The organism is Pseudomonas sp. SK3(2021) (assembly GCF_016772375.1).
In the GTDB taxonomy this organism is placed as follows: domain Bacteria; phylum Pseudomonadota; class Gammaproteobacteria; order Pseudomonadales; family Pseudomonadaceae; genus Aquipseudomonas; species Aquipseudomonas chlororaphis_I.
In genome coordinates, this window is record NZ_CP061943.1 from 4,735,706 (window position 1) to 4,759,509 (window position 23,804).

General features: G+C 62.6%; 20 protein-coding genes. 10 read left to right on the forward strand and 10 right to left on the reverse strand.

The genetic code is table 11. The annotated features are described in order from the left end of the window. The first annotated feature begins 217 nt into the window (after nt 1-217). The 3 genes from IF690_RS20580 (at nt 218) to IF690_RS20590 (ending at nt 6,227) form a co-directional block, all read left to right on the forward strand. The gene (locus IF690_RS20580) at nt 218-844 is read left to right on the forward strand and encodes a response regulator transcription factor (protein WP_202697167.1); all 627 of its coding nucleotides are present in this window, start codon (nt 218-220) and stop codon (nt 842-844) included. A gap of 221 nt (nt 845-1,065) precedes the next feature. After that, nucleotides 1,066-3,057, forward strand: coding sequence for an ATP-binding protein (locus IF690_RS20585; RefSeq protein ID WP_252189503.1), 1,992 nt, complete (start codon nt 1,066-1,068; stop codon nt 3,055-3,057). 221 nt (nt 3,058-3,278) lie between these two features. Further along, complete coding sequence (locus IF690_RS20590) at nt 3,279-6,227, forward strand: HD domain-containing phosphohydrolase (protein WP_202697169.1); 2,949 nt, start codon at nt 3,279-3,281, stop codon at nt 6,225-6,227. Between the two features lie 7 nt (nt 6,228-6,234). Here IF690_RS20590 and msrC read toward each other — a convergent pair whose 3' ends face one another. Both msrC and IF690_RS20600 read right to left on the reverse strand, forming a co-directional pair. Continuing rightward, complete coding sequence (msrC, locus tag IF690_RS20595; protein ID WP_007931444.1) at nt 6,235-6,717, reverse strand: free L-methionine (R)-S-oxide reductase MsrC; 483 nt, start codon at nt 6,715-6,717, stop codon at nt 6,235-6,237. Further along, nucleotides 6,714-7,604 carry an ATP-binding protein gene (locus IF690_RS20600; protein ID WP_101283057.1) on the reverse strand — a complete coding sequence of 297 codons (891 nt, stop codon included), beginning with the start codon at nt 7,602-7,604 and terminating at the stop codon, nt 6,714-6,716. Before IF690_RS20600 ends, msrC begins: the two co-directional genes overlap by 4 nt. A 164-nt stretch (nt 7,605-7,768) precedes the next feature. Here IF690_RS20600 and IF690_RS20605 point away from each other — a divergent pair, with 164 nt between their 5' ends. Continuing rightward, a complete protein-coding gene (locus tag IF690_RS20605) occupies nt 7,769-10,090 on the forward strand; it encodes a hybrid sensor histidine kinase/response regulator (RefSeq protein ID WP_202697170.1) in 2,322 nt (773 codons plus the stop codon). On the opposite strand, the gene IF690_RS20610 is transcribed toward IF690_RS20605, so the two are convergent. From IF690_RS20610 to msrB, 3 genes are all read right to left on the reverse strand, one after another. Beyond that, entirely contained in the window at nt 10,074-10,535 is a 462-nt protein-coding gene (locus tag IF690_RS20610; protein WP_202697171.1) for a MarR family winged helix-turn-helix transcriptional regulator, read from the reverse strand. The genes IF690_RS20605 and IF690_RS20610 overlap by 17 nt on opposite strands. Next, complete coding sequence (locus IF690_RS20615; RefSeq protein ID WP_025805477.1) at nt 10,532-11,017, reverse strand: glutathione peroxidase; 486 nt, start codon at nt 11,015-11,017, stop codon at nt 10,532-10,534. Before IF690_RS20615 ends, IF690_RS20610 begins: the two co-directional genes overlap by 4 nt. Before the next feature lie 112 nt (nt 11,018-11,129). Next, on the reverse strand, nt 11,130-11,522 hold the full coding sequence (msrB, locus tag IF690_RS20620; protein WP_202697172.1) for a peptide-methionine (R)-S-oxide reductase MsrB: 393 nt from the start codon (nt 11,520-11,522) through the stop codon (nt 11,130-11,132). A 224-nt stretch (nt 11,523-11,746) separates the two neighbouring features. On the opposite strand from msrB, the gene IF690_RS20625 reads away from it, so the two are divergent. Together IF690_RS20625 and htpX are read left to right on the forward strand one after the other, a co-directional pair. Next, nucleotides 11,747-12,958, forward strand: coding sequence for a pyridoxal phosphate-dependent aminotransferase (locus IF690_RS20625; RefSeq protein ID WP_202697173.1), 1,212 nt, complete (start codon nt 11,747-11,749; stop codon nt 12,956-12,958). 303 nt (nt 12,959-13,261) lie between these two features. Continuing rightward, entirely contained in the window at nt 13,262-14,152 is an 891-nt protein-coding gene (gene htpX, locus IF690_RS20630) for a protease HtpX (RefSeq protein ID WP_007931437.1), read from the forward strand. A 64-nt stretch (nt 14,153-14,216) separates the two neighbouring features. Here the strand turns inward: htpX and IF690_RS20635 are convergent, their stop codons facing one another. Continuing rightward, entirely contained in the window at nt 14,217-14,873 is a 657-nt protein-coding gene (locus IF690_RS20635) for a thiopurine S-methyltransferase (protein ID WP_202697174.1), read from the reverse strand. A 101-nt stretch (nt 14,874-14,974) separates the two neighbouring features. Between IF690_RS20635 and IF690_RS20640 the strand changes: the two genes are divergently transcribed. Beyond that, nucleotides 14,975-15,742 carry a DODA-type extradiol aromatic ring-opening family dioxygenase gene (locus IF690_RS20640; RefSeq protein ID WP_202697175.1) on the forward strand — a complete coding sequence of 256 codons (768 nt, stop codon included), beginning with the start codon at nt 14,975-14,977 and terminating at the stop codon, nt 15,740-15,742. Nucleotides 15,743-16,058: 316 nt separating this feature from the next. Here the strand turns inward: IF690_RS20640 and IF690_RS20645 are convergent, their stop codons facing one another. Further along, nucleotides 16,059-17,084: an IS110 family RNA-guided transposase gene (locus tag IF690_RS20645; RefSeq protein ID WP_202696683.1), complete on the reverse strand. Its 1,026-nt coding sequence runs from the start codon at nt 17,082-17,084 to the stop codon at nt 16,059-16,061. Between the two features lie 126 nt (nt 17,085-17,210). Then, nucleotides 17,211-18,884, reverse strand: coding sequence for a DEAD/DEAH box helicase (locus IF690_RS20650; protein ID WP_023966256.1), 1,674 nt, complete (start codon nt 18,882-18,884; stop codon nt 17,211-17,213). A gap of 119 nt (nt 18,885-19,003) precedes the next feature. On the opposite strand from IF690_RS20650, the gene IF690_RS20655 reads away from it, so the two are divergent. After that, nucleotides 19,004-19,339, forward strand: coding sequence for a hypothetical protein (locus IF690_RS20655; RefSeq protein WP_202697176.1), 336 nt, complete (start codon nt 19,004-19,006; stop codon nt 19,337-19,339). Continuing rightward, nucleotides 19,305-20,096 (forward strand): crotonase/enoyl-CoA hydratase family protein, encoded by a 792-nt coding sequence (locus IF690_RS20660; RefSeq protein WP_202697177.1) that lies wholly within the window; start codon nt 19,305-19,307, stop codon nt 20,094-20,096. Before IF690_RS20655 ends, IF690_RS20660 begins: the two co-directional genes overlap by 35 nt. Before the next feature lie 77 nt (nt 20,097-20,173). Here IF690_RS20660 and IF690_RS20665 read toward each other — a convergent pair whose 3' ends face one another. Next, complete coding sequence (locus tag IF690_RS20665; protein WP_023966259.1) at nt 20,174-20,929, reverse strand: spermidine synthase; 756 nt, start codon at nt 20,927-20,929, stop codon at nt 20,174-20,176. 162 nt (nt 20,930-21,091) lie between these two features. Here IF690_RS20665 and IF690_RS20670 point away from each other — a divergent pair, with 162 nt between their 5' ends. Further along, nucleotides 21,092-22,438, forward strand: coding sequence for a class II 3-deoxy-7-phosphoheptulonate synthase (locus IF690_RS20670; protein ID WP_202697178.1), 1,347 nt, complete (start codon nt 21,092-21,094; stop codon nt 22,436-22,438). A gap of 128 nt (nt 22,439-22,566) precedes the next feature. On the opposite strand, the gene IF690_RS20675 is transcribed toward IF690_RS20670, so the two are convergent. Then, complete coding sequence (locus tag IF690_RS20675; RefSeq protein ID WP_202697179.1) at nt 22,567-23,778, reverse strand: winged helix-turn-helix domain-containing protein; 1,212 nt, start codon at nt 23,776-23,778, stop codon at nt 22,567-22,569. Nucleotides 23,779-23,804: the final 26 nt, after the last annotated feature.

Sequence of the window (23,804 nt, forward strand, 5' to 3'; positions counted from 1 at the left end):
TCGCCCTGCGAAAAAGTGCACTAAACCTCCAACATCTCCTTACCTTTTACATGGCTGGATACTCATTCCTACTTTCAACTGAAAAACCGCTGTAATCCGAAACCGTCTTTCATGTAAGAACTGCCTTATTGTCCCCAACCCTGCCTTAACCCGCATATATCCACTGTCCTGCCTGCGCTAAGGTCCAACCCTGTATGTATTTCCCACGGGTTTGACCATGAGTTCTGTTTTCATCATCGACGACCATCCCGTTATCCGACTGGCCATCCGCATGTTGCTGGAACATGAAGGTTATAAAGTCGTCGGCGAAACCGATAACGGGGTCGATGCCCTGCAAATGGTCCGCGACAGCATGCCGGACCTGATCGTGCTCGATATCAGCATTCCCAAGCTCGACGGGCTGGAGCTGCTGTTGCGATTCGGCGCCCTGGACAAGTCGCTGCGGGTGCTGGTGCTGACGGCGCAGTCGCCAGCCCTGTTCGCCGGGCGCTGCATGCAGGCCGGGGCCTGTGGCTATGTGTGCAAGCAGGAAGACCTGAGCGAAGTGCTCAGCGCCATGAAGGCCGTGCTGTGCGGCTACAACTACTTTCCGAGTCATGCCCTGCAAACGCCAAGACAGGATGAAACTTCGAACGACGAGCTGAACCGCCTGATGTTGCTCAGTGATCGGGAACTCATGGTATTGCAACTTTTTGCCAAGGGCAGCACCAGTACGCAAATAGCCAACAGCATATTTCTCAGTGGCAAGACCGTCAGTACCTATAAAAAAAGAATCATGCACAAACTTCGCGTGACTTCCATGGCGGAACTTATCGAGTTGGCACAACGCCACGAACTGGTGTGAGGAACAGGATGTTCAAACACATTTCTTATTATTTAACACTGACGGCCACGACCGTTTCGGCGGTGCTGTTTTTGGGCCTGGTCGAGGCCGGGCAACAAGAACCCGGAATAACATCCGACCCTCAGTGCCCTGACACGGCGCCTTGCCTTGAACCGGTCGCCGCGCCACCTCTCGATAACGGCCATCGCGGGCTGCTCCTGCTCGCTGGCCTGGGGCTTGGCGTGCCACTGCTGGCGTCCCTGGGCTGGAATGCCTGGCTGCACCGGCGACTGACCCGTCAGCAACAGGCCGCGCATGATCTCGGGCAGCAGCTCGCATTCATGCAGTCCTGGATCGACGGCGTGCCGTATCCGACTTACGTGCGCGATCGCCAGGGCCTGCTGCAAAGCTGCAACGCCAGCTACCTGGAAAGCTTCGCCGCCCGGCGTGAAGAGGTCATTGGCAAAACCCTGTTGCAGGGTCCCATGGACGATCCCGGGCAGGCCCGTGAATATCACGCCGACTACCAGCGGGTCATGGCGCAGGATCGCCCGCTGCTGCGTGACCGGCCACTGCGCCTGAACGGACAGGAACTGACCGTCCAACACTGGGCCCTGCCCTATCGGGACGCGAACGGCGAGGTCCGGGGCATCGTTGGCGGCTGGATCGATATCAGTGAGCGCCATCGGCTCAGCGACAGCCTCAGGGCCGCCCGGCAACAGGCCGAAGCGGCCAGCCTGGCGAAAAGCGCTTTCCTGGCCAGCACCAGCCACGAACTGCGCCGCTCCATGAATGCACTGACCGGTGCGCTGGAACTGCTGCTGCAGCGCTCCGCCAGCCAGGCCCAGGATGGCCCGGTCATTGAAATGGCTTATCGCTCGGCCCGGGCGATGCAGACCCTGGTCGACGATACCCTCGATATCGCCCGCATCGAATCAGGGAACCTGGCCCTGAGGCCCGAATGGCTCGAGCCGCGCCTCCTTGTCGAATCCGTCATCAGGGAGTTCGACAGCCAGGCCCGGGAGAAACATCTCAAGCTGCTGCCGACCTTCCACTCCAGCGTCGAGCCGGTCGATGTGCTGCTCGACCCACTGCGTTTCAAGCAGGTCCTGGGCAACCTGCTGCACAACGCGATCACGTTCACCGAACAGGGCCAGGTCAAAATCCATCTCGACCTGCAAGCGGCCACGCAGCCGCAGCAAGTGCAACTGATGCTGCAAGTGACGGACAGCGGTATCGGCATCGACGAGCAGGATCAGCACAGGCTGTTCGAACCCTTCTTCCAGGCCCAGGCTCGCACCCCGTCCAGACCTGACAGCGCAGGGCTGGGCCTGACCATTTGCCGTCACCTCTGCGAGCTCATGCAAGGCACGCTGCAACTGGCCAGCCAGCCGGGCATAGGCACGGAAGTGCGGGTCCTGTTGCCGCTGGCCTGTCAGCCAGCGCAAAAACCTGCGCCCCTCGTCGAGCCAATCATTGCCCATGCCACCCGGGCCCTGAACGTACTGGTGATCGATGACCATGCGGCGGACCGCCTGCTGTTGAGCGAACAACTGCACTTTCTCGGGCACCGCTGCCGCACCGCCGAAGACGTCGAGCAAGGCTTCGAGTTCTGGTGCAAGGGGTTCTTCGACCTGCTCATCGTCGATTGCAACATGCCGGGCATGCACGGCTACGACCTGATCCGCGCCATCCGCGAGCATGAACGCCTGGAATCCCGCCCAGCCTGCCGGGTATTGGGGGTGACGGCCAGCCCCCGACCGCAAGAGAGACAGCAGTGCGAACAAGCCGGCATCGATGACTGCCTGTCCAAGCCTGTCGGCCTGGCGCCCCTCAGCCACAAACTGGCGGGCCTGCAACCGCGGCCCTGGAATGGTGTGTTCAGCCTGAAGGCGCTGCGCACCCTGTCCCGTGGCAAACCGCAGTTCGCCCTGCGCATCCTCACCGAACTGCTGCATTGCAGCTATCGGGACCGCCAGCAACTGATGGCCCTGCCCTGCGAGCCGCCGCCCCGGGCACTGGCGGAGCTCGCCCACAAGATCAAGGGCTCGGCCCTGATGGTGCAGGCAAAAGACCTTGAGGCGCAGTGCGAAGCCCTTGAACAGGCCGCCCTGGAGGACGCGGACAGGCAAACCCTGATGCAGCGCAGAACCGCCCTGGAACAGGCGATGCTCAAGCTCGAACGGGCCCTGCTGTGGCAGATCGATCAACAGCACAGCCCGGCCACGGCCTGAGCCCCAAATAAGCAGCACAGCGCCTGGTGTGGCGGCTGGCTGCCAGGAAAATATCAAAAGGCCACGACCCTGTCAGTCGACCGCAAAAGCCTCATGGCAAGCCTCCGTCAGACTGCAATTCGCAACTCCACCCGGAGCGGCCTCCCCTGAGCACAATGCACCTGCCTTAACTATGCTGAAACGTTGAATTGCGCATCACGCGCGCCCTGGAGAGAGCTGCAATGCCAAGCACGCTGTCGTTCGATAAACGCCGATTTCCTCTCCATGTGCATATCAGCGTGATGTTCACCTGCCTGCTTCTGCTGACCGGCGTGGTGCTGGGCGTTTTCAATTACCAGCAGACCACCCGCATCATCCTTTCCAGCAGTGAAAAACTGTTCCAGCGCATCGAACAGGACGTGCAACTGGACCTGAAAGCAACCTACGAACCGATTCGCCATCTGCTCAGCCTGCTGGTGGGCAATCCGGCCGTCCAGGCCACTGACCTGGAGCAACGCCTGGCGCTGCTCGGGCCTTTCAGCCAATCGCTCAAGGACAACCCCGAGCTGGCTTCTCTCTATGTGGGTTATGCCGACGGGGATTTTTTCATGGTCCGGCCCTTGCGCAGCCAGGCCTTGAAGGAGGCCCGCCAGGCCCCCGAACCCGCGGCCTATGAAGTCTGGAGCATCGAGCGCGACCGCCGCACCGGGCAATTGCATTCGCAGTCGCTGTTCTACGACGCCAGCCTTGCCCTGGTCAGCCGCCGGGACAATACCCAGGAAACCTACGACCCGAGCAGTCGCAACTGGTTTGCCAACGCCAAGGACGACACCGATCAGATCACCACCGAGCCATACGTCTTTTTCTCCACCCGCAACATCGGCACCACCCTCGCCCGTCGCAGCGACAATAACGCGGTGATGGGCGCCGACCTGACCCTGGAACAACTCTCGGCCACCCTGGCCAAGCATCGGGTCACGCCCAACACCGAAATCGCCCTGGTGGATGGCAATGGCCATGCCGTGGCCTATCCGGACAGCCGTCGCCTGATCGTCGAAGAACAGAGCGCCCGGCTGATCCGCGCCAACGACCTGAACCCGGCCCTCGATGCGCTGCTGCAGGGCAAGGCCCAGGGCAATCACCTGCAACTCCAGGATCGCCAGTGGATAGTTGCCAGCCGTCATCTGCAGGAAGGTGGGCCTCGTGGCTTGCAGCTGGCGCTGCTGGTGCCCGAGGACGAGCTGCTGGCGGACGCCTATCGCATGCGCTGGCAAGGCGCGCTGATCACCCTGAGCATTCTGCTGCTGTGCCTGCCGCTCGGCTGGCTGACCTCGCGGGTGCTGGTCAGGCCGTTGCGCGCCCTGGTGCAGGAAGCCGACGCCATCCGCAGCTTCGATTTCAACTACCCGCTGACCCGCCGCTCGCCAGTGCTGGAAGTCGACCAGTTGAGCGTGTCGATGGCCCGCATGAAGGACACCCTGGCCAGCTTTTTTGAAATCACCGCCAGCCTCTCCGCGGAAACCCGCTTCGACCCGCTGCTGCAACGGGTGCTGTTTGAAACCATGAAGATCGGCCAGGCCCAGGCCGGGCTGATCTACCTGCGGGAAAACGAAGGCATGAGCCTGGAACCCCATGGCCTGATCATCGCCGGCAATATCCAGGACCTGCAGGCGTTCGATATACGGAGCCAGGACGCCCGGCACGACGCAAGCCCGGTGTGGCTGCGGCAACTGGCGAACAGCGAGAACGTGGTCACGACCCTGGGGTTCGAGCAGGCGGCCGACCTGCAAAGCGTGCTGCTGGCCATGAACTGCCCCAGCGTCCATCTGATCGGTATCCGCCTGCGCAATCGTCACAACGAAACCGTCGGCATGCTTATCCTGCTGTTGGCCGACACCGGCCAGGAAGCCGACCTGGAAAAGCTGCGCCCGGACCGCATCGCTTTCCTGCAGGCGGTCTCCGGTGCCGCGGCGGTCAGCATCGACAGCCAGCGCCTGCAGAACCGGCAAAAGCAATTGCTCGACGCCTTTATCCAGCTACTGGCCGGGGCGATCGATGCCAAGAGCCCGTACACCGGCGGGCATTGCCAGCGGGTGCCGACGCTGACCCTGATGCTGGCCCAGGCCGCCGCAGCCAGCCAGCAACCGGCGTTCAGCGCCTACCAACCCACCGAGGACGAATGGGAGGCGCTGCATATCGCGGCCTGGCTGCACGATTGCGGCAAGGTCACGCCCCCCGAGTACGTAGTGGACAAGGCCACCAAGCTGGAAACCCTGAACGACCGCATCCACGAGATCCGCACTCGCTTCGAGGTGCTCAAGCGCGATCTCTGGATCGACTACTGGCAGGCTCGTGCCCAGGGCGGCGATGAGGCTTCGCTGGCGGCGATCCGCGATGCAGGACTGGCGGAGCTGGACGACGACTTTGCCTTTATCGCCCGCTGCAACCTCGGCAGCGAAGCCATGGCCGAGGCCGATCTGCAACGCCTGGAAAGGATTGCCCGGCGTACCTGGAGCCGCACCCTGGACGACCGCCTGGGTGTGTCCTGGGAAGAAAACCGCCGCCAGCAACGCACCCCGGCGGCGCCCCTGCCGGTCACCGAACAGCTGCTGGCCGACAAGCCCGAGCATCTGATCGAGCGCAACCCCGCCGAACTGATACCAGCGAACAATCCCTGGGGCTTCAAGCTCGATGTGCCGCCCTACAAGTACAATCGTGGCGAGCTGTACAACCTGAAAATCGGCAAAGGCACCCTGACCCGTGAAGAGCGCTACGTGATCAATCACCACATGGTGCAGACCATCCTGATGCTCAGCCACCTGCCCTTCCCCAGCCACTTGAACACCGTCACCGAGATCGCCGGCGGCCATCACGAGAAAATGGATGGCACCGGTTATCCCAAGCAGTTGAAACGGGAGCAGATGAGCCTGCCGGCGCGGATGATGGCGATCGCCGATATCTTCGAAGCGTTGACGGCGGCGGATCGCCCCTACAAGAAGGGCAAGACCCTGAGCGAAGCGCTGGGCATCATGGCGACCATGTGCCGCGATGCCCATATCGATCCGCAGCTGTTCGAGCTGTTCATCCAGGCCGGGATCTACCAGCAGTACGCCGACCGCTTCATGGAACCGCAGCAGATCGATGGGGTAGATCCCGAGGGCGTGCTGGGCAAGGCCGGGCTCAGGGCCTGATGCGGGCTCAACAGTCGGTCAGGCGCAGGAAGATCGCCGCCAGGCGCTCGATGCCGGCTTGGTCCTCGAGGGTGAAACGGGCGATTTTCGGGCTGTCCAGGTCCAGCACGCCGATCAACCGTCCATCCTTGACCAGGGGCACCACCAGCTCACTGTTGGAAGCGCTGTCGCAGGCAATATGCCCGGGGAACGCGTGCACATCCTCGACCCGCTGGGTCTGCAGGCTCGCCGCGGCCGCACCGCACACACCACGCCCGAAGGGAATGCGCACACAGGCGATCTGGCCCTGGAACGGGCCGAGCACCAGTTCCTCGTTGCGATTGAGGTAGAACCCGGCCCAGTTCAAATCGTCCAGCTGGTTGAACAGGAACGCCGAGAACTGCGCGGCGTTGGCGATGAAGTCGCGCTCGTCGGCCAGCAACGATTCCAGCTGGGCGCACAGCAAGGCATAGCCGTCCAGGCCTTTGCCGGTGTTCTGCAGATCGATCATGCTTTTTGCTCCAACAACTGCAAACCTACCCAGTAGCGCGCGAACTGATACGCGCAGCGACCATTGCGATTGCCACGGCCGGTGGCCCAGCGCACGGCGAGAATATCCAGGGCTTCGTCACGCTGCCATTGCAGGCCAGCCTTGCTTCCCAACTCGCCGATCCAGTGTTCGACCACGTTCAGGTAGTGCTCCTGGGTGAAGGGATAGAACGACAGCCACAGGCCAAAGCGATCCGACAAGGCAATCTTGTCTTCCACCGCCTCGCTCGGGTGCAACTCGCCATCGACGCGCTTCCAGTTCTCGTTGTCGCTTTCCTTCTCTGGAACCAGGTGCCGGCGGTTGGAGGTGGCATACAGCAGCACATTGTCCGGAGCCTGCTCCAGCGAGCCGTCGAGCACGCTCTTGAGCACCCGGTAGTCGCCCTCGCCCGACTCGAACGACAGGTCGTCGCAGAACAGCACGAAACGCTGTGGCAGCTTGACCAGTTGCTCCACCACCCGCGGCAAGTCAGCCAGGTGATCACGCTCGATCTCGATCAGGCGCAGGCCGTGCTGGGCATGCTCGGCCAGTAGCGCGCGGACCAGCGACGATTTGCCGGTGCCGCGCGAGCCCCACAGCAAGGCGTGGTTGGCCGGCAGGCCGTCGAGGAACTGCCGGGTATTGCGCCCCAACTGGTCGCGCTGGTTGTCGACCCCGATCAGGTCGGACAAGCGCATGTCCAGGCTGACCTCCAGCGGCAGCAGAAAACCGCTGCGGCCTTCACGCTGCCAGCGCGCGGCCAGGCATTGGGTCCAGTCGATGGCTTGTCGCGGCGCGGGCAACAGCGGCTCGATACGCGCCAGTACCGCATCGGCGCGCTCAAGAAAAGCATTCAATCGAGATTCCACGACTTCTCCTCGGGCGGGTTCCCAGTAATGATGTGGCACGCAGGCGAAACGACCTTCTGCATGCCAGGTCTACCGCAGGCGAACGGCGCCGGGCCCTGCCGGCACACACTGACGATCAGCTATGCTTGCCCAGCGAAGGGAAACGGAAATTGGTTCAACACCCCATGGACATCAAGTTCACCAACCGCCTGTCTTACAAGCAAGCCAAGCTCACTGTGCTGGTCGGTTTTGTCCTGGGGACGGCGCTCAGTCTGCTGCAAATCGGCATCGATTATGCCAGCGAAGATGCCTCCATCAACCGGGAAATCAACGCGCTCCTGGAAATCAGCCACAATCCGGCCTCGCGTATCGCCTACAACATCGACTCCGAGCTCGCCCAGGAGCTGACGCTCGGCCTGCTGCGCTCGCCGGCGATCATCCGCGCCCGGCTGATCGACAACAACGACACCTTGCTGGCCAACGTCACCCGGCCGGCCCAGCAAAGCCCCTACCGGATGTTCAGCGACTTCCTGTTCGGCGCCAAGCGCGAATTCCAGGACCGCCTGTACCTCGATCACCTGCCCTCGGAATCCCTCGGCGTCCTGCACCTGGAAGTCGACACCTATGCGTTCGGCAGCCGCTTCCTGCGCCGCGCGGAAATCACCCTGATCAACGGTTTCATGCGCAGCCTGATCCTCACCGGGCTGCTCCTGGCGCTGTTCTACGTCATGCTGACCAAACCCCTGGTCGGCGTCATTCGCGAACTCAGCGGCCGCGATCCGCGCAACCCCGACCAGACGCGGCTGGACTTCCCGCCCAGCCACGAACAGGACGAGATCGGCGTACTGGTCAAGGTCGCCAACCAGCAGTTCGACAACATGGCCACTGAGATCCAGCAACGGCGCAACGCCGAAAACCGCCTGACCGACTACCTCGGGCAGCTGGAAAACATCGTCTCGGCGCGCACCACCGAGCTCAAGGCCATCAACGACCGACTGAGCCAGTCCAACGAAGAGCTGGAAATCGCTCGTAGCACCGCCCTCGACATGGCCCAGGCGCGTGCCGCTTTCCTGGCCAACATGAGCCATGAAATCCGCACGCCGCTCAACGGCCTGCTGGGCATGATCGCCTTGTCGCTGGACAGCCCGCTGAACGCCGAGCAACGCCAGCAACTGTCGATCGCCCACGACTCCGGCAAAGTGCTGGTGGAGCTGCTCAACGATATTCTCGACATGTCCAAGTTCGACGCCGGCCAGCTGGAACTGGAGCGCATCCCCTTCGACCTCGGGGTGCTGGTGGAAGACACGGCCAACCTGCTGTCGCAGAACGCCGCGCCGAGCGTCGAGCTGGCCTGCCTGATCGAGCCGGAGTTCCCGGCGCTGGTCCTTGGCGACCCCACGCGCGTGCGGCAGATCGTCAGCAACCTGCTGTCCAACGCCCTCAAGTTCACCCGCTTCGGCCGTGTCGATGTGCGCCTGCGTACGCTCGAAGACGGGGTCAGGATCGAAGTCTGCGACACCGGCATCGGCATCGCCCGCGAGGCCCAGGTGAAGATCTTCCAGCCCTATACCCAGGCCGGTGCCGGGATCACTCGGCAATACGGCGGCACCGGCCTGGGCCTGGCGTTGACCTACAACCTCTGCGAGGCCATGCAGGGGCGCCTGAGCATCAGCTCGGAGGTGGGTTTTGGCAGCCAGTTCTGTGCCGACCTGCCGCTGCCCTGCCACACGCCTGCCAGCCCGCCACAGCCACTGCACGGCCAGGTGCTGGCCATTACCTCCGAAGGCAGCGGCCTGGCCGAACTGTTGAGCGTGCAGTTGCCATTCTGGGGGCTGGAGTATCGGCGCTGCGATCTCAATGAATCACTGCTCGGGCAGAAGCCGGACCTGTTGATCACCGACTGCCCGGAATGCCTGTTCGGCCTGCGCCCGAGCATCAGCGCGCCGATTCTGCTGGTCACCGCCTACGGCAGTTTCCTGCCCAGCGAAGAAGCCAGCGCCCTGGCGCCGTTGCAGCAACAGGCACGGCCATTGGCGCGCAACGCCCTGTATCAGACCCTGCGCCGTGCCCTGCTGGCCGAAACCGCGGTGATCAATGAAACCCAGCTGGAAACCCTGGCGCCCCTGCGCCGGGCCTTCATCCTCTTGGTGGAAGACAACCCGGTGAACCAACTGGTGGCCAAAGGCATGCTGAGCAAGCTCGGTTGCGAAGTGACGGTCGCCTCCCAGGGTGCCGAAGCCCTGGACGTGCTGGAGCACCAGCATTTCGACCTGGTGCTGATGGATTGCAACATGCCGGTGATGGATGGCTACGAGGCCAGCCGGCAGATCCGCCGCAGCGGCCGCTGGCCGGACCTGCCGATCGTCGCCCTGACCGCCAACGCCATGCCCGAAGAGCGCGAACGCTGCCGCGCCGCGGGCATGAGCGACTACCTGGCCAAACCCTTCCGCCGTGAAGAGCTGATCGCCCTCTTGGACCTTTGGGTGCCGACTACGACAGCGCTTTGACCTGGGCCAGCAGACGGTCCAGGCCATTGCGCAATTCGCTCAGGCTGTCGAGGTCGACACCGCTGTCGCACAACAGCGCGGCTTTGAGCGGCGGCACCTGATCGCGCAGGGCCAGGCCGACCTCGGTCAGGCTCAGGTGCACCTCGCGCTCGTCGCGGGACGAACGCTGACGCTGCACCAGTTGCAGCTGTTCAAGGCGCTTGAGCAGCGGCGTCAGGGTCCCGGAATCCAGCGCCAGGCGTTCCCCCAGTGCCTTGACCGTCGGCAGCTCCGGCGGCGTGGCCTGCCATTCCCAGAGCACCAGCATCACCAGGTACTGCGGGTAGGTCAGTCCCAACTGGTCGAGCATCGGCTTGTAGCCCCGCACCACGGCCCGCGAGGCGGCATACAGCTTGAAGCACAGCTGGCTGTCGAGTTTCAGCGAATCGGTGGACAGGTCGGTCATTTGAGCAGGGCTTCGATCTCGCGGGTCAGGTCCTGGGGCTTGGTGGCCGGGGCGAAACGCTTGACCAGCGCGCCGTCCTTGCCAATCAGGAACTTGGTGAAATTCCACTTGATGCCCTGGGAACCCAATACCCCTGGCGCGCGCTTTTTCAACTGCACGAACAGCGGGTGCGCCTCGGCGCCATTGACGTCGATCTTCTTGAACAGCGGAAAGCTGACGCCATAGTTCAGCTCGCAGAACTCGGAAATCGCCCCTTCGTTGCCCGGTTCCTGCTTGCCGAACTGGTTGCAGGGAAAGCCCAGCACTACCAGCCCCTGGTCCTTGTAGGTCTGCCACAGTTCTTCCAGGCCCTTGTACTGGGGGGTGAAACCGCACTTGCTCGCGGTGTTGACCACCAGCACGGCCTTGCCGGCGAAGTCGGCCAGGGTCTTTTGCTCACCCTTGATGGTGGTGCACGGAATGTTCAGCAATGTGTCACTCATGGCGCGGGCTCCAGAAACGAAAGGTGCGACAAAAATAGCGCTCAATTAAATTGCATGCAATTTAATTAGCCGGAAAGCGATTTCGAAAAATCGCCTTGGGTGCCCACCACGATCAGCGTGGAACCAGGTCCAGGCACACCGAGTTGATGCAGTAGCGCAGGCCAGTCGGCGGCGGGCCGTCCAGAAATACATGCCCCAGGTGCGCATCGCATTTGGCGCAGACCACTTCGGTGCGGATCATGCCGTGGCTCAGGTCACGGATCTCGACCATGGCGCTCTCGCCGATCGGCTCGTAGAAGCTTGGCCAGCCGCAACCGGAGTCGAATTTGGCCTTGGAGTCGAACAGTGGCGCATTGCAGCAGATGCAGTGATACACACCGTCGGTCTTGGTGGCGTTGTACTTGCCCGAGAACGGTCGTTCGGTGCCTTTGAGGCGGCAGACGTTGTACTGCTCCGGATCGAGCATGGCACGCCATTCTTCAAGGGTTTTTTCCAGCTTTTCCATGGTCCTTCCTCTGCAACTGAAAAAGCCCGATCTGTATCTTTTCCACGGATCGGGCGGCACGTATGATTGCGCCTCGTTAGACGCCAGTCTGGCAGCCGTGTTACACGGGTTCAAACGGATTTTGCCGCCGCGAACCCAGGCTTCAGGCCTGTGTGCAAACGCAGGATTCCCAGTACGGTAGCTCACTCACCGTCTGGATCGTTCATTTTCGGGAACACATCGCCATGCAGGTCAGCAAATCGAACAAGCTCGCCAACGTCTGTTATGACATTCGCGGCCCAGTGCTCAAGCACGCCAAACGCCTGGAAGAGGAAGGCCATCGCATCCTCAAGCTGAACATCGGCAATCCGGCGCCCTTTGGTTTCGAAGCGCCGGACGAAATCCTCCAGGACGTGATCCGCAACCTGCCGACCGCACAGGGCTACAGCGACTCCAAGGGCCTGTTCAGCGCCCGCAAGGCGGTCATGCAGTACTACCAGCAAAAGCAGGTGGAAGGCGTCGGCATCGAAGACATCTACCTGGGCAACGGCGTTTCCGAACTGATCGTCATGGCCATGCAGGCCCTGCTCAACAACGGTGACGAAGTGCTGGTACCGGCCCCGGACTACCCGCTGTGGACCGCGGCCGTGAGCCTGGCCGGCGGCAGCCCGGTGCACTACCTGTGCGACGAGCAGGCCAACTGGTGGCCGGACATCGCCGACATCAAGGCCAAGATCACCCCGAACACCAAGGCCCTGGTGATCATCAACCCGAACAACCCGACCGGCGCGGTGTACCCCAAGGAAGTGTTGCTGGAGATGCTCGAACTGGCGCGCCAGCACAACCTGGTGGTGTTCTCCGACGAGATCTACGACAAGATCCTCTACGATGACGCCGTGCACGTCTGCACTGCCTCCCTGGCGCCGGACCTGCTGTGCCTGACCTTCAACGGCCTGTCCAAATCCTACCGGGTGGCCGGCTTCCGCTCTGGCTGGGTGGCCATTTCCGGTCCCAAGCACCACGCCCAGAGCTACATCGAAGGCATCGACATGCTGGCCAACATGCGCCTGTGCGCCAACGTGCCGAGCCAGCACGCCATCCAAACGGCGCTGGGCGGCTATCAGAGCATCAACGACCTGGTGCTGCCGCCGGGCCGTCTGCTGGAACAGCGCAACCGCACCTGGGAACTGCTCAACGACATCCCTGGCGTAAGCTGCGTCAAGCCCATGGGCGCGCTGTACGCCTTCCCGAAAATCGATCCGAAAGTCTGTCCGATCCACAACGACGAGAAGTTCGTCCTGGACCTGCTGCTCTCGGAGAAACTGCTGGTGGTTCAGGGCACCGCCTTCAACTGGCCATGGCCGGACCACTTCCGTGTCGTGACCCTGCCGCGGGTCGATGACCTGGAGCAGGCGATCGGCCGTATCGGCAGCTTCCTCAAGTCGTATCGCCAGTAAGCCTTGCGACGCCGTGCGACCGCCCCCGGTCGCACGGCGATTAATTCAGCAACACTTCTGTACTCCCTGCTGCGCCTACCCTTCTGTATCTTTGCCTTGCACCTTGTGCCCAGGGGCAACACGCCTCTGAAGCGCAGGTCAGCTTCCGGTGCCTTCCCCACCTGCGACAGAAAGCTCATGCAAGCGTCTAAAATCAGCCTGCAGGACACAGTTTGAAATAGTCACCCGGTTGAATAGGCCGGTGCCGCACCTTATATACCCCGCAGAACGCTACATCTTTAGCATGAGGAGATTTCTACAACCATGATGCGCATCCTGCTGTTCTTGGCCACTAACCTGGCGGTCGTGCTGATTGCCAGCATCACCCTGAGCCTTTTTGGCTTCAACGGGTTCATGGCGGCCAATGGGGTTGATCTCAACCTCAATCAGCTGCTGGTTTTCTGTGCGGTCTTTGGTTTCGCCGGTTCCCTGTTCTCGCTGTTCATCTCCAAGTGGATGGCGAAAATGAGCACCAGCACCCAGATCATTACCCAGCCTCGTACTCGTCATGAGCAATGGCTGCTGCAAACCGTCGAGCAATTGTCCCGCGAAGCCGGGATCAAGATGCCCGAAGTCGGTATTTTCCCGGCCTACGAGGCCAACGCCTTCGCCACCGGCTGGAACAAGAACGACGCGCTGGTTGCGGTCAGCCAGGGCCTGCTCGAGCGCTTCTCGCCCGATGAAGTGAAAGCCGTGCTGGCCCACGAGATCGGTCACGTGGCCAACGGCGACATGGTCACCCTGGCGCTGATCCAGGGCGTGGTGAACACCTTCGTGATGTTCTTCGCGCGCATCATCGGCAACTTTGTCGACAAGGTGATTTTCAAGAACGAAGAAGGCCAGGGTATCGCCTACTACATCGCGACCATCTTCGCCGAACTGGTCCTGGGCATCCTGGCCAGCGCCATCGTCATGTGGTTCTCGCGCAAGCGCGAATTCCGTGCCGACGAAGCGGGTGCGCAACTGGCCGGTACCGCGGCAATGATCGGTGCCCTGCAACGCCTGCGCTCGGAACAGGGCCTGCCGGTGCACATGCCCGACACCCTGAATGCCTTCGGCATCAACGGTGGCCTCAAACAAGGCCTGGCTCGCATGTTCATGAGCCACCCGCCGCTGGAAGAGCGTATCGACGCACTGAGTCGTCGTCGCGGATAACGCTGGCGCAACACAAAAAGGGCGACCCAGGTCGCCCTTTTTAGTGCCCGAGGAAAAGCGGAACTCAGCGCGCCAGCAAGCGATAGACCCGCTCCTCGAGTCGGGTCACGCCACCCTGGAGAAACTTCCAGCTCTCGCCAAGGATGTCCCGCTCCTCCTCGACCCGCAGTTGCCAGCGTTTACCGAGCAAGGCCTTGACCTCGTCATCGAGCACGGCGAAAGGCGGCCCCGCCATCAGTGCCTGGTCGTAATCCAGGGTGATCAGCAACCCCTGGCAGCCCTGGGGCAGGATGGACCGCAGATGTGCCGCATACCGCTCGCGCATCTCCGGCGGCAAGGCGATCAGCGCCGCCCGGTCGTACAACGCCTGGCAGTCGGCGACATCCGTGGCCTGCAGGGCAAAAAAATCACCGCACCAGAGCTGGATCGGAGCGTACTCATAGACGGTGAATCCACCTCGAAGGCTGACCCGCGGCTGTAACTGCTGTTCGCTGAAAAAGTCCTGGACGGCCTTCTCCGACAACTCGATACCCAGCACCTGATGCCCCTGGCTAGCCAGCCAGCTCAGGTCCAGGCTCTTGCCGCACAGCGGCACTAGCACCCGCGAGCCCGGCACCAGTCCCAGCCGAGGCCAGTAGCGTTGCAGATATGGATTAACCTCGGACAAATGGAAGCCGATCTGATTCTGCTCCCACCGCTTGTGCCAAAATTCCGGCTGCATAAATCACCCTGAAATTCGATCAAAAACCACAAAAACTTATATTAGATTTAGATCAATGATCTGATTGAAGATGGTGCATCTTAACGCTCAGGACCTTATTCATGCTCCCTAGCCTGTTCATCTCCCACGGATCGCCGATGCTTGCCCTGGAACCCGGCGCCAGCGGCCCTGCCCTCGCCCGCCTGGCCGCCGAGCTGCCGCGCCCCAAGGCCATAGTGGTGGTGTCGGCCCACTGGGAAAGCCAGGACCTGCGGGTCAGCAGCAACCCCCAACCGCAAACCTGGCATGACTTCGGTGGTTTCCCCGCGGCACTGTTCGCCGTGCAATACCCGGCTCCCGGCCAGCCTGAGCTGGCGGAACAGGTGGCGCAGTTGCTCAGGGCCGACGGCCTGACGGCGCAGCTCGACGACCAGCGCCCGTTCGACCACGGGGTCTGGGTGCCGCTGTCGCTGATGTACCCACAGGCGGACGTTCCGATTGTCCAGGTTTCCCTGCCCAGCCGAATGGGCCCGACCTTGCAGACTCAGGTCGGCCATGCCCTGTCCAGCCTGCGGCAACAGGGGGTGCTATTGATCGGCTCGGGCAGCATTACCCACAACCTGCGCGAACTGGACTGGCATGCCGGCCCGGAAAGCGTCGAGCCCTGGGCCAAGGCTTTTCGCGACTGGATGATCGAGAAACTCGCCGCCAACGACGAAGCCGCGCTGCACGACTACCGTCGCCAGGCACCCAATGCGGTGCGCAGCCACCCCAGCGACGAACACCTGCTACCGCTGTACTTCGCCAGAGGCGCCGGTGGCGATTTCAGCATCGCCCATCAAGGCTTCACCATGGGCGCGCTGGGCATGGATATCTATCGCTTCGGCTGATGCCACTGCCAGGCCTGGCGCAGGGCGAGCACCAACAGCTCAAAACCCCAGGCAAAAAATCTATGGTCACCCCCGTTTTTGCAATACTGATTAATGGGTGAAGTGGTTGGCTTGCTTAAATCTATCCGGCGTCTGTTTGGGGGCATGCCCCGCGCCACGATGAGAGTCGCGCCTGACGATCCTGAAAAATGCCGCGGCTTCTGAAGCCGATTTTTGTGCCAGGTTCTTCGTCAGGCCGGTGGGCCGTTCACGTCATCCGTTGTTCAGCTATCGCAAAACCTGAAGGGTGCTTCGTGGTGCTGCAACAACCGCAGGGTCAGGCGCTCAGCGCGCCTGGCCCTGCTTCATACTGCGTATGGTGGGCCGCTAGCGCCCACGCGATCCGCGCCAGCTTGTTAGCCAAAGCACAGGCCACCACGTTCGAGTGGCGTCGCGTCAGCATTGAGCGTACCCAGTCGGCCAAACGGCCGCGCTGGTAGTCCAGCCTTTGCAGGTAGACCCGCGCACACTGCACCAGTAATTGCCGCAGGTGCTTGTCACCGCGCTTGCTGATGCCGAGCAAATTCGCCTTGCCACCGGTGCTGTACTGTCTGGGCACCAGACCCACAGATGCTGCGAAGTCGCGACTGCACTTGTACTGCTGGCCGTCGCCCATTTCCACCGCCAGCAGGCTGGCGGTGATCGGCCCGACACACGGCAGGCTCAGCAGGCGACTGCCCAGATCATCGGCGGCCAGCTGGCCTGCCAGCTCTTTATCCAGTTCCTTGACCTGCTCATCCAGGTAAGCGAAGTGATCGTGCAGGCGTTGCAACTGCCCGGTGAGCCGAACCGGCAACTCATGCTCGGCCAAGATACTCGCCAAACGTTTCATGATCGCCAGACCTTTGGGCAGGCTGATACCAAACTCCAGCAGGAAACCGTGCATCTGATTGGCGGCTTTGGTGCGGTCGTGCACCAGCGATTCGCGCAGGCGGTGCAGAACGGAAAGGGTCTGCTGCGCCTCGGTTTTAGGCGTAACAAAGCGCATCGATGGGCGCGAGGCCGCTTCGCAAATGGCCTCGGCGTCGACGAAGTCGTTTTTGTTGCCCTTGACGAAGGGCCGGACGAACTGCGGAGAAATCAGTTTGGCCTGATGCCCCATGGCGATCAGCTGACGAGCGACAAAATGCGCGCCGGCACATGCCTCCATCACCACGGTGCAAGCCGGCAGATTGCCGAAGAACTGCATCATCTGTGGACGCGAGAGCTTCTTGTGAAACACCTCTCGGCCCGCAGTGTCCTGGCCGTGCAGGTGGAAACTGTGCTTGCCGAGATCGATTCCGATCAGCGCTGACTCGCTCATGAGGATGGCCTCCGAAAACAAAACACCCTGCGAAAGCGTAGCCCTCGCAGGGTGTGGGGGTGACCATCTCATTAATCCCCGCACCAGGCGGGGATTTTTTCGTTCAACCAATCAGCTCAGCGCCGATCAGTCTTCGCGATAGCGACGCAGCTTCAGCTGCTTGCCGGCCACGCGAGTGTCCTTCAGTTTGCTCAGCAGACGCTCCAGACCTTCCTCCGGCAGCTCGACCAGGCTGAAGCTGTCACGCACCTGGATGCGACCGATGGCTTCGCGGGCCAGGCCGCCTTCGTTGAGGATGGCGCCCAGCAGGTTCTTGGCCGCTATACCGTCACGCGCGCCCAGCGCGGTACGGCAACGGGCACGACCTTCAGCCAGAGGCATCGGCGCGCGACGCTCACGCTCGCCGCGATCAGGACGGTCGCCGGAACGCTCAGGACGGTCGCCACGTGGTGCGCTGTTCGGCACCAGTGGGCGTTCCTTCTCGATCGCTGCCAGGTTCAGCGCCTGACCGTTGGTGGCCTTGCGCAGCAGGGCCGCGGCCAGGGCACGCGGACTGCAACCGATATCGGCGGTCAGGCGATCCAGCAGATCACCGTGGGTCGATTCAGCGTCAGCCACCAGCGGCGACAGGCTGTTGGTCAGCTTCTTGATGCGCGCATCGAGAACGGCTTGGGCGTCCGGCAGGCGAACCTCGGCCACCTTCTGACCGGTTACACGCTCGATCACTTGCAGCATGCGGCGCTCGCGTGGAGTCACCAGCAGCAACGCACGACCTTCGCGACCGGCACGGCCGGTACGGCCGATACGGTGCACGTAGGATTCCGGGTCGTACGGCATGTCCACGTTGAATACGTGGGTGATGCGCGGTACGTCCAGGCCACGGGCGGCAACGTCGGTCGCCACAACGATGTCCAGGCGGCCATCTTTGAGCGAGTCGATCACGCGCTCACGCTGGTTCTGGGCAATGTCGCCGTTCAACGCAGCGGCTTTGTAGCCTTTGGCGTCGAGGGCGCTGGCCAGGTCCAGGGTCGCTTGCTTGGTGCGCACGAACATGATCAGGGCGTCGAAATCTTCCACTTCCAGCAGGCTGAGAACGGCAGAAGTCTTCTGGTCAGCGTGAACCAACAGGTGAGCCTGTTCGATCGCGGTGACGGTCTGGGTCTTGCTCTGGATCTTGACGTGTTTCGGGTCCTTCAGGTGACGCTCGGCGATCGCACGGATCGACTGCGGCAAGGTGGCCGAGAACAGTACGGTCTGGCGGGTTTCCGGCATGGCCTTGAAGATCACTTCCAGGTCATCCATGAAGCCCAGCTTGAGCATTTCGTCGGCTTCGTCGAGAACCAGGTGGTTCACGGTAGCCAGGACTTTTTCGTCGCGACGCAGGTGGTCGCACAGACGGCCCGGAGTGGCGACAACGATCTGTGCGCCATTACGGATTGCTTTCAGTTGTGGGCCCATCGGCGCGCCGCCGTAGACAGCCACAACAGTTACGCCCGGCATTTGCTTGGCGTAGGTTTCGAAAGCGGTTGCAACTTGCAGCGCCAACTCACGGGTTGGGGCCAGGATCAGAGCTTGCGGCTCGCGCTTGGACGGATCAATGCGGTGCAGGATAGGCAGGGCGAACGCGGCGGTCTTACCGGTACCGGTTTGCGCCTGGCCAATCATATCGTGACCGGCGAGGATGATCGGGATCGACTGCTGCTGAATGGCCGAAGGCTCTTCATAGCCGGTAGCGACTACTGCAGCGACAATATTGGGATGAAGTTCAAGAGCGGCGAAGCCGCCGATTTCCTGGGTCATGGGTCTGCCTCTAAGTGCATCCGCAAAGACCCATGCTCCAAAGCTGCGCATGCCGTGTAAGACTCAAGAGTCACCCTGGCAGCTTTGTCGGCGGGGATTTGCGAAAACGATTGAAAGAAATGAACGTCAAGGATAGTCCGCGCAGCGGACAAGCAGCCGAAGCTGACTTCGGGGAATTGCATCACCTAAACGAGGCCCGGTTAAAGGCCGGCGCGCACTATACCGGAATTACTCAAAAAAGGGAGTTTTTTTTATCGGAAAAACCCGCTGAATGCCTAGTTGTCACAGGCTTTGCGGATAATCCGGCAAAGGTCTATTTTGCACAGGCCCACGCCTGTCGGGGGATGACGCTTAAACGGTTCATCTTGCCGGCCGATACCGTCGGTCCGAGACACTCTTTACCGTCCGAGGAAATGCCCCATGAGTCAGCCCAGTTGCAGTCGCGTCAGCCGTGAACAGCGTGGTCATCTCTTCCTCATCGGCCTGGACCGGGTCGCCAAGCGCAACGCCTTCGACCTGCAATTGCTCGATCAACTCAGCCTGGCCTATGGCGAGTTCGAGGCCTGTGCCGAAGCCCGGGTCGCCGTGGTATTCGGCCATGGCGAGCATTTCACCGCGGGGCTGGACCTGGCCAATGTCGGGGCCAAGCTCGCCAAAGGCTGGCAGGCGCCGGCCGGCGGTTGCGATCCCTGGGGTGTCTTTGCCGGGCCACGGGTCAGCAAACCGGTGATAGTCGCGGTGCAAGGCTACTGCCTGACCATAGGCATCGAGCTGATGCTGGCGGCGGACATCAACCTGTGCGCCAGCAATACCCGCTTCGCCCAGCTGGAAGTGCAACGCGGCATCTTCCCCTTCGGTGGCGCCACCCTGCGTTTGCATCAGGTCGCCGGCTGGGGCAACGCCATGCGCTGGCTGCTCACTGGCGACGAATTCGACGCCCATGAAGCCCTGCGCCTGGGGCTGGTGCAGGAAGTCATGGCCAGCGAAGACCTGCTGCCCCGCGCCCTGGCCCTCGCCGAACGGATCGCCAGCCAGGCCCCGCTGGGGGTTCAGGCGACCCTGATGTCCGCCCGGCAAGCCCGGCTCGAAGGAGAAAGCGCGGCGGCACAGGGGCTGCCGCCGTTGGTGAAGAAGCTATTGAACAGCGATGACGCCAAGGAGGGTGTGCGAGCGATGGTCGAGAAGCGGTCGGGCGTGTTCAAGGGGCGTTGAGCGGTCTGAACCCGTGACGAATGTGAGGCCTTGTCGCGGGCAAGCCTCGCTCCCACAGATGCGCTCGGCCAGCCGAATCAGGTCGCCGGCCGGATGCACTTGATCAACGACTGCAACGAATAGCCCAGGCGCGGCGCCAGCGCCTCGGCCCGGGCGCGCAGGCCGTCCATGTCCAGATCCTGGTCCAGGTCGGACGGCACGATCAGAATCACGTTGCCTTCCTTCACCGGCAGCTCCCAGTAATGCCGGTGGTAAAGCCCGCGCAGCAAGGCTGCGCCGAGCGGCTTGCCATCGTCGGTGGCCCACTGGTTGATCACCAGCCAGCCGCCCGGGTTGAGGCGTTTCTGGCAGTTCTCCAGGAACCCCCAGGCCAGGTGCCCGACACCCGGCCCGACGTCGGTATACAGGTCGACGAAAACCAGGTCCGCCGACTCGGCGCTGTCCAGCAGTTCGAGCGCATCGCCGACCCGGATATAGAGACGCGGATCGTCATCCAGCCCCAGGTACTCGATGGCCAGGCGCGGTACGTCCGGGCGCAGCTCGATGGCCTCGACATCTTCCAGCGGCAGGAACTTGAGGCAGGCCTGGGTCAGGGTGCCGGCGCCAAGGCCGAGAAACAGCGCGCTCTCGGGCTGCTCATGGCACAGTGCACCGATCAGCATGGCCCGGGTGTAGTCATACTCCAGCCAGCTCGGGTCGGCGGTAAACACACAGCTCTGCTCGATGGCATCGCCAAATTCGAGGAAGCGGTAGTCCGCCACTTCCAGTACCCGAATCATGCCGAACTCATCGTGCACTTCGGCGAGCAGGCGCTCGACGCGCTCCTCAGTCATCTCTTCTCCTAGCCGCGACGGGGCTCAACCTCGCCGTCGCGATAAACCGGCCGCTCGGCGCCGAGCGGGAAAGGCGCGATTGTCCGCGAACCGGCGGGAACAGGTCACGCACTAATTGCTGATAACATGCCTGTCCGACCTTAAAAAACACCCGAGTCCATGATGAGCCAACCCTGGAGTCCTGACAGCTGGCGCGCCCTGCCGATCCAGCAACAACCTACCTACCCCGACGCCGCACACCTGTTGCAGGTCGAGCAGACCCTGGCCAGCTACCCGCCGCTGGTGTTTGCCGGCGAAGCCCGTGAGCTGCGCCGCCAGTTTGCCGAGGTGACCCAGGGCCGCGCTTTTCTGCTGCAGGGCGGCGATTGCGCCGAGAGCTTCGCCGAGTTCTCCGCGGCGAAGATTCGCGACACCTTCAAGGTCCTGCTGCAGATGGCGATCGTCATGACCTTCGCCGCCGGCTGCCCGGTAGTCAAGGTCGGGCGCATGGCCGGCCAGTTCGCCAAGCCGCGCTCGGCCAATGACGAAACCATCAATGGCGTAACGCTGCCGGCCTACCGCGGCGATATCGTCAACGGCATTGGTTTCGATGCAAAAAGCCGGGTGCCGGACCCGGACCGCCTGCTGCAGTCCTACCACCAGGCCACCGCCACCCTCAACCTGCTGCGCGCCTTTGCCCAGGGCGGCTTTGCCGACCTGCACCAGGTGCACAAATGGAACCTGGACTTCATCGCCAACTCCGCCCTGGCCGAGAAGTACAGCCAACTGGCCGATCGCATCGACGAAACCCTGGCCTTCATGCGCGCCTGCGGCATGGACAGCTCGCCGCAGTTGCGCGAGACCAGCTTCTTCACCGCCCACGAGGCGCTGTTGCTGAACTATGAAGAAGCCTTCGTCCGTCGCGACAGCCTGACCAACGACTACTACGACTGCTCGGCGCACATGCTGTGGATCGGCGATCGCACCCGCCAGCTCGACGGCGCCCACGTCGAATTCCTGCGCGGGGTGAATAACCCGATCGGGGTCAAGGTGGGCCCGAGCATGAACACCGAGGAGCTGATCCGCCTGATCGACATCCTCAACCCGGACAACGACCCGGGCCGCCTGAACCTGATCGTGCGCATGGGCGCGAACAAGGTCGGCGACCATCTGCCCCAGTTGATCCGCGCGGTGGAAGGCGAAGGCAAGAAGGTGCTGTGGAGCTCCGATCCGATGCATGGCAACACCATCAAGGCCAGCAGCGGTTACAAGACCCGGGACTTCGCGCAGATCCTCGCTGAGGTGAAGCAGTTCTTCCAGGTCCACGAGGCCGAAGGCAGTTATGCCGGCGGTATCCACATCGAGATGACCGGGCAGAACGTCACCGAGTGCATCGGTGGCGCGCGACCGATTACCGAAGATGCCTTGTCGGATCGCTACCACACCCATTGCGACCCGCGGATGAACGCCGATCAGTCGCTGGAGCTGGCGTTCCTGATTGCCGAGACCTTGAAACAGGTCAAGCGTTGACCCCCTAGCGCTCGATCATCCAGGAGACGTTGCAGGATGATCGAGCGCCATCGCGAGCAATCGAGCGTCGACCCGCCGCTCCTGCAGGTGGCGCGCTTTATGTAGGAGCGAGCGTGCTCGCGATGCGGTCAAAGAAACTCTCGCAAGCGCTGGGCGCTGGCCCTTGGGCAATTGAGCTGGACGTCGGCCAGCCCCAACCAATTGGCCATATCCCGCAGATTGCTCGCCAGCGCCTGCATCCCCTGCTCGTCCAGCCCCTGCTCCTCCTCGTGCACGGCATGCACCGCCAGGCGTCCCTGCGCCCTTTCTGCCCGCAGGTCGACCCGAGCGGCGATCCGTTCGCGGTGCAGAAACGGCAACACGTAATAGCCATACACCCGCTTGTGCTGCGGCGTGTAGATCTCCAGCCGATAGCGGAAATCGAACAGACGCTCGGTGCGGCTGCGCTCCCAGATCAGCGAGTCGAAGGGGGAAAGCAAAGCGCTGGCCGGCACGCTGCGCGGCACCTTCACCTGCGGCAGGCAATACGCCGCTTGCTTCCAGCCCGCCACCTCGCAGGTCAGCAGTTCGCCGCCTTCCAGCAATTCCGCCAGGCGCGCCCGGCTGTCTGCCGGTTCCAGGCGAAAGTAGTCGCGCAGATCCTTCTCGGTGGCCACGCCCAAGGCACTGGCGGCATGCAACAACAAACCGCGCTGGGCGTCAGCCTCGCTGAGCGGCGAATGTTGCAGGATGCTCGAAGGAATCACCCGCTCCGGCAAGTCGTACAAACGCTCGAATCCACGCCGACCGGCGACCGTCACCTCACCGGCAGCGAACAGCCATTCCAGTGCATGCTTCTCCGCGCTCCAGTCCCACCAGGGGCCGGCGCGTTCCTCGCGAGTCGACAGGCTGCCCGCGCCGAGGGCGCCCTGTTCCTCGACCGCGGCCAGCACCCGGCGGATAGTTGCCTGCTGCTCCTGGCCAAAACGCGCCAACTGCTGGTAGATCCCCTGCCCCTGGCTGGCCCGTCGCATGCGCCAGCGCATCAGCGGGTACAGCGACAGGGGCAGCAACGAGGCTTCGTGTCCCCAGTACTCGAATAACGTGCGTTGCCGGCCCTGGCTCCAGGCGGCCTGGTCCAGCAGTTGCGCGGGATAGTCGCCAAGGCGGGAAAACAGCGGCAGGTAGTGCGAGCGCACCAGGGCGTTGACCGAATCGATCTGCAGGATGCCCAGGCGCGCGATCAGGCGATTGACCTGTGCCGACCTGATCGTCGCAGGCGCCTGCCGCCCGGAAAAACCTTGGGCGGCCAGCGCCAGACGCCGAGCCTGCTTGAGGGAAAAGGACAGTTCTGCGGGCATGGCAATCTCCTTGTCTGCCCGCAAGC

Bases quoted from the DNA above. Each gene is read 5' to 3' on its own strand.
- IF690_RS20580 (WP_202697167.1), top strand. From the start codon at position 218: ATGAGTTCTGTTTTCATCATCGACGACCATCCCGTTATCCGACTGGCC.
- IF690_RS20590 (WP_202697169.1), top strand. From the start codon at position 3,279: ATGCCAAGCACGCTGTCGTTCGATAAACGCCGATTTCCTCTCCATGTG.
- msrC (WP_007931444.1), bottom strand. From the start codon at position 6,717: ATGATCGATCTGCAGAACACCGGCAAAGGCCTGGACGGCTATGCCTTG.
- IF690_RS20605 (WP_202697170.1), top strand. From the start codon at position 7,769: ATGGACATCAAGTTCACCAACCGCCTGTCTTACAAGCAAGCCAAGCTC.
- IF690_RS20610 (WP_202697171.1), bottom strand. From the start codon at position 10,535: ATGACCGACCTGTCCACCGATTCGCTGAAACTCGACAGCCAGCTGTGC.
- IF690_RS20615 (WP_025805477.1), bottom strand. From the start codon at position 11,017: ATGAGTGACACATTGCTGAACATTCCGTGCACCACCATCAAGGGTGAG.
- msrB (WP_202697172.1), bottom strand. From the start codon at position 11,522: ATGGAAAAGCTGGAAAAAACCCTTGAAGAATGGCGTGCCATGCTCGAT.
- IF690_RS20625 (WP_202697173.1), top strand. From the start codon at position 11,747: ATGCAGGTCAGCAAATCGAACAAGCTCGCCAACGTCTGTTATGACATT.
- htpX (WP_007931437.1), top strand. From the start codon at position 13,262: ATGATGCGCATCCTGCTGTTCTTGGCCACTAACCTGGCGGTCGTGCTG.
- IF690_RS20635 (WP_202697174.1), bottom strand. From the start codon at position 14,873: ATGCAGCCGGAATTTTGGCACAAGCGGTGGGAGCAGAATCAGATCGGC.
- IF690_RS20640 (WP_202697175.1), top strand. From the start codon at position 14,975: ATGCTCCCTAGCCTGTTCATCTCCCACGGATCGCCGATGCTTGCCCTG.
- IF690_RS20645 (WP_202696683.1), bottom strand. From the start codon at position 17,084: ATGAGCGAGTCAGCGCTGATCGGAATCGATCTCGGCAAGCACAGTTTC.
- IF690_RS20650 (WP_023966256.1), bottom strand. From the start codon at position 18,884: ATGACCCAGGAAATCGGCGGCTTCGCCGCTCTTGAACTTCATCCCAAT.
- IF690_RS20655 (WP_202697176.1), top strand. From the start codon at position 19,004: ATGAACGTCAAGGATAGTCCGCGCAGCGGACAAGCAGCCGAAGCTGAC.
- IF690_RS20660 (WP_202697177.1), top strand. From the start codon at position 19,305: ATGAGTCAGCCCAGTTGCAGTCGCGTCAGCCGTGAACAGCGTGGTCAT.
- IF690_RS20665 (WP_023966259.1), bottom strand. From the start codon at position 20,929: ATGACTGAGGAGCGCGTCGAGCGCCTGCTCGCCGAAGTGCACGATGAG.
- IF690_RS20670 (WP_202697178.1), top strand. From the start codon at position 21,092: ATGAGCCAACCCTGGAGTCCTGACAGCTGGCGCGCCCTGCCGATCCAG.
- IF690_RS20675 (WP_202697179.1), bottom strand. From the start codon at position 23,778: ATGCCCGCAGAACTGTCCTTTTCCCTCAAGCAGGCTCGGCGTCTGGCG.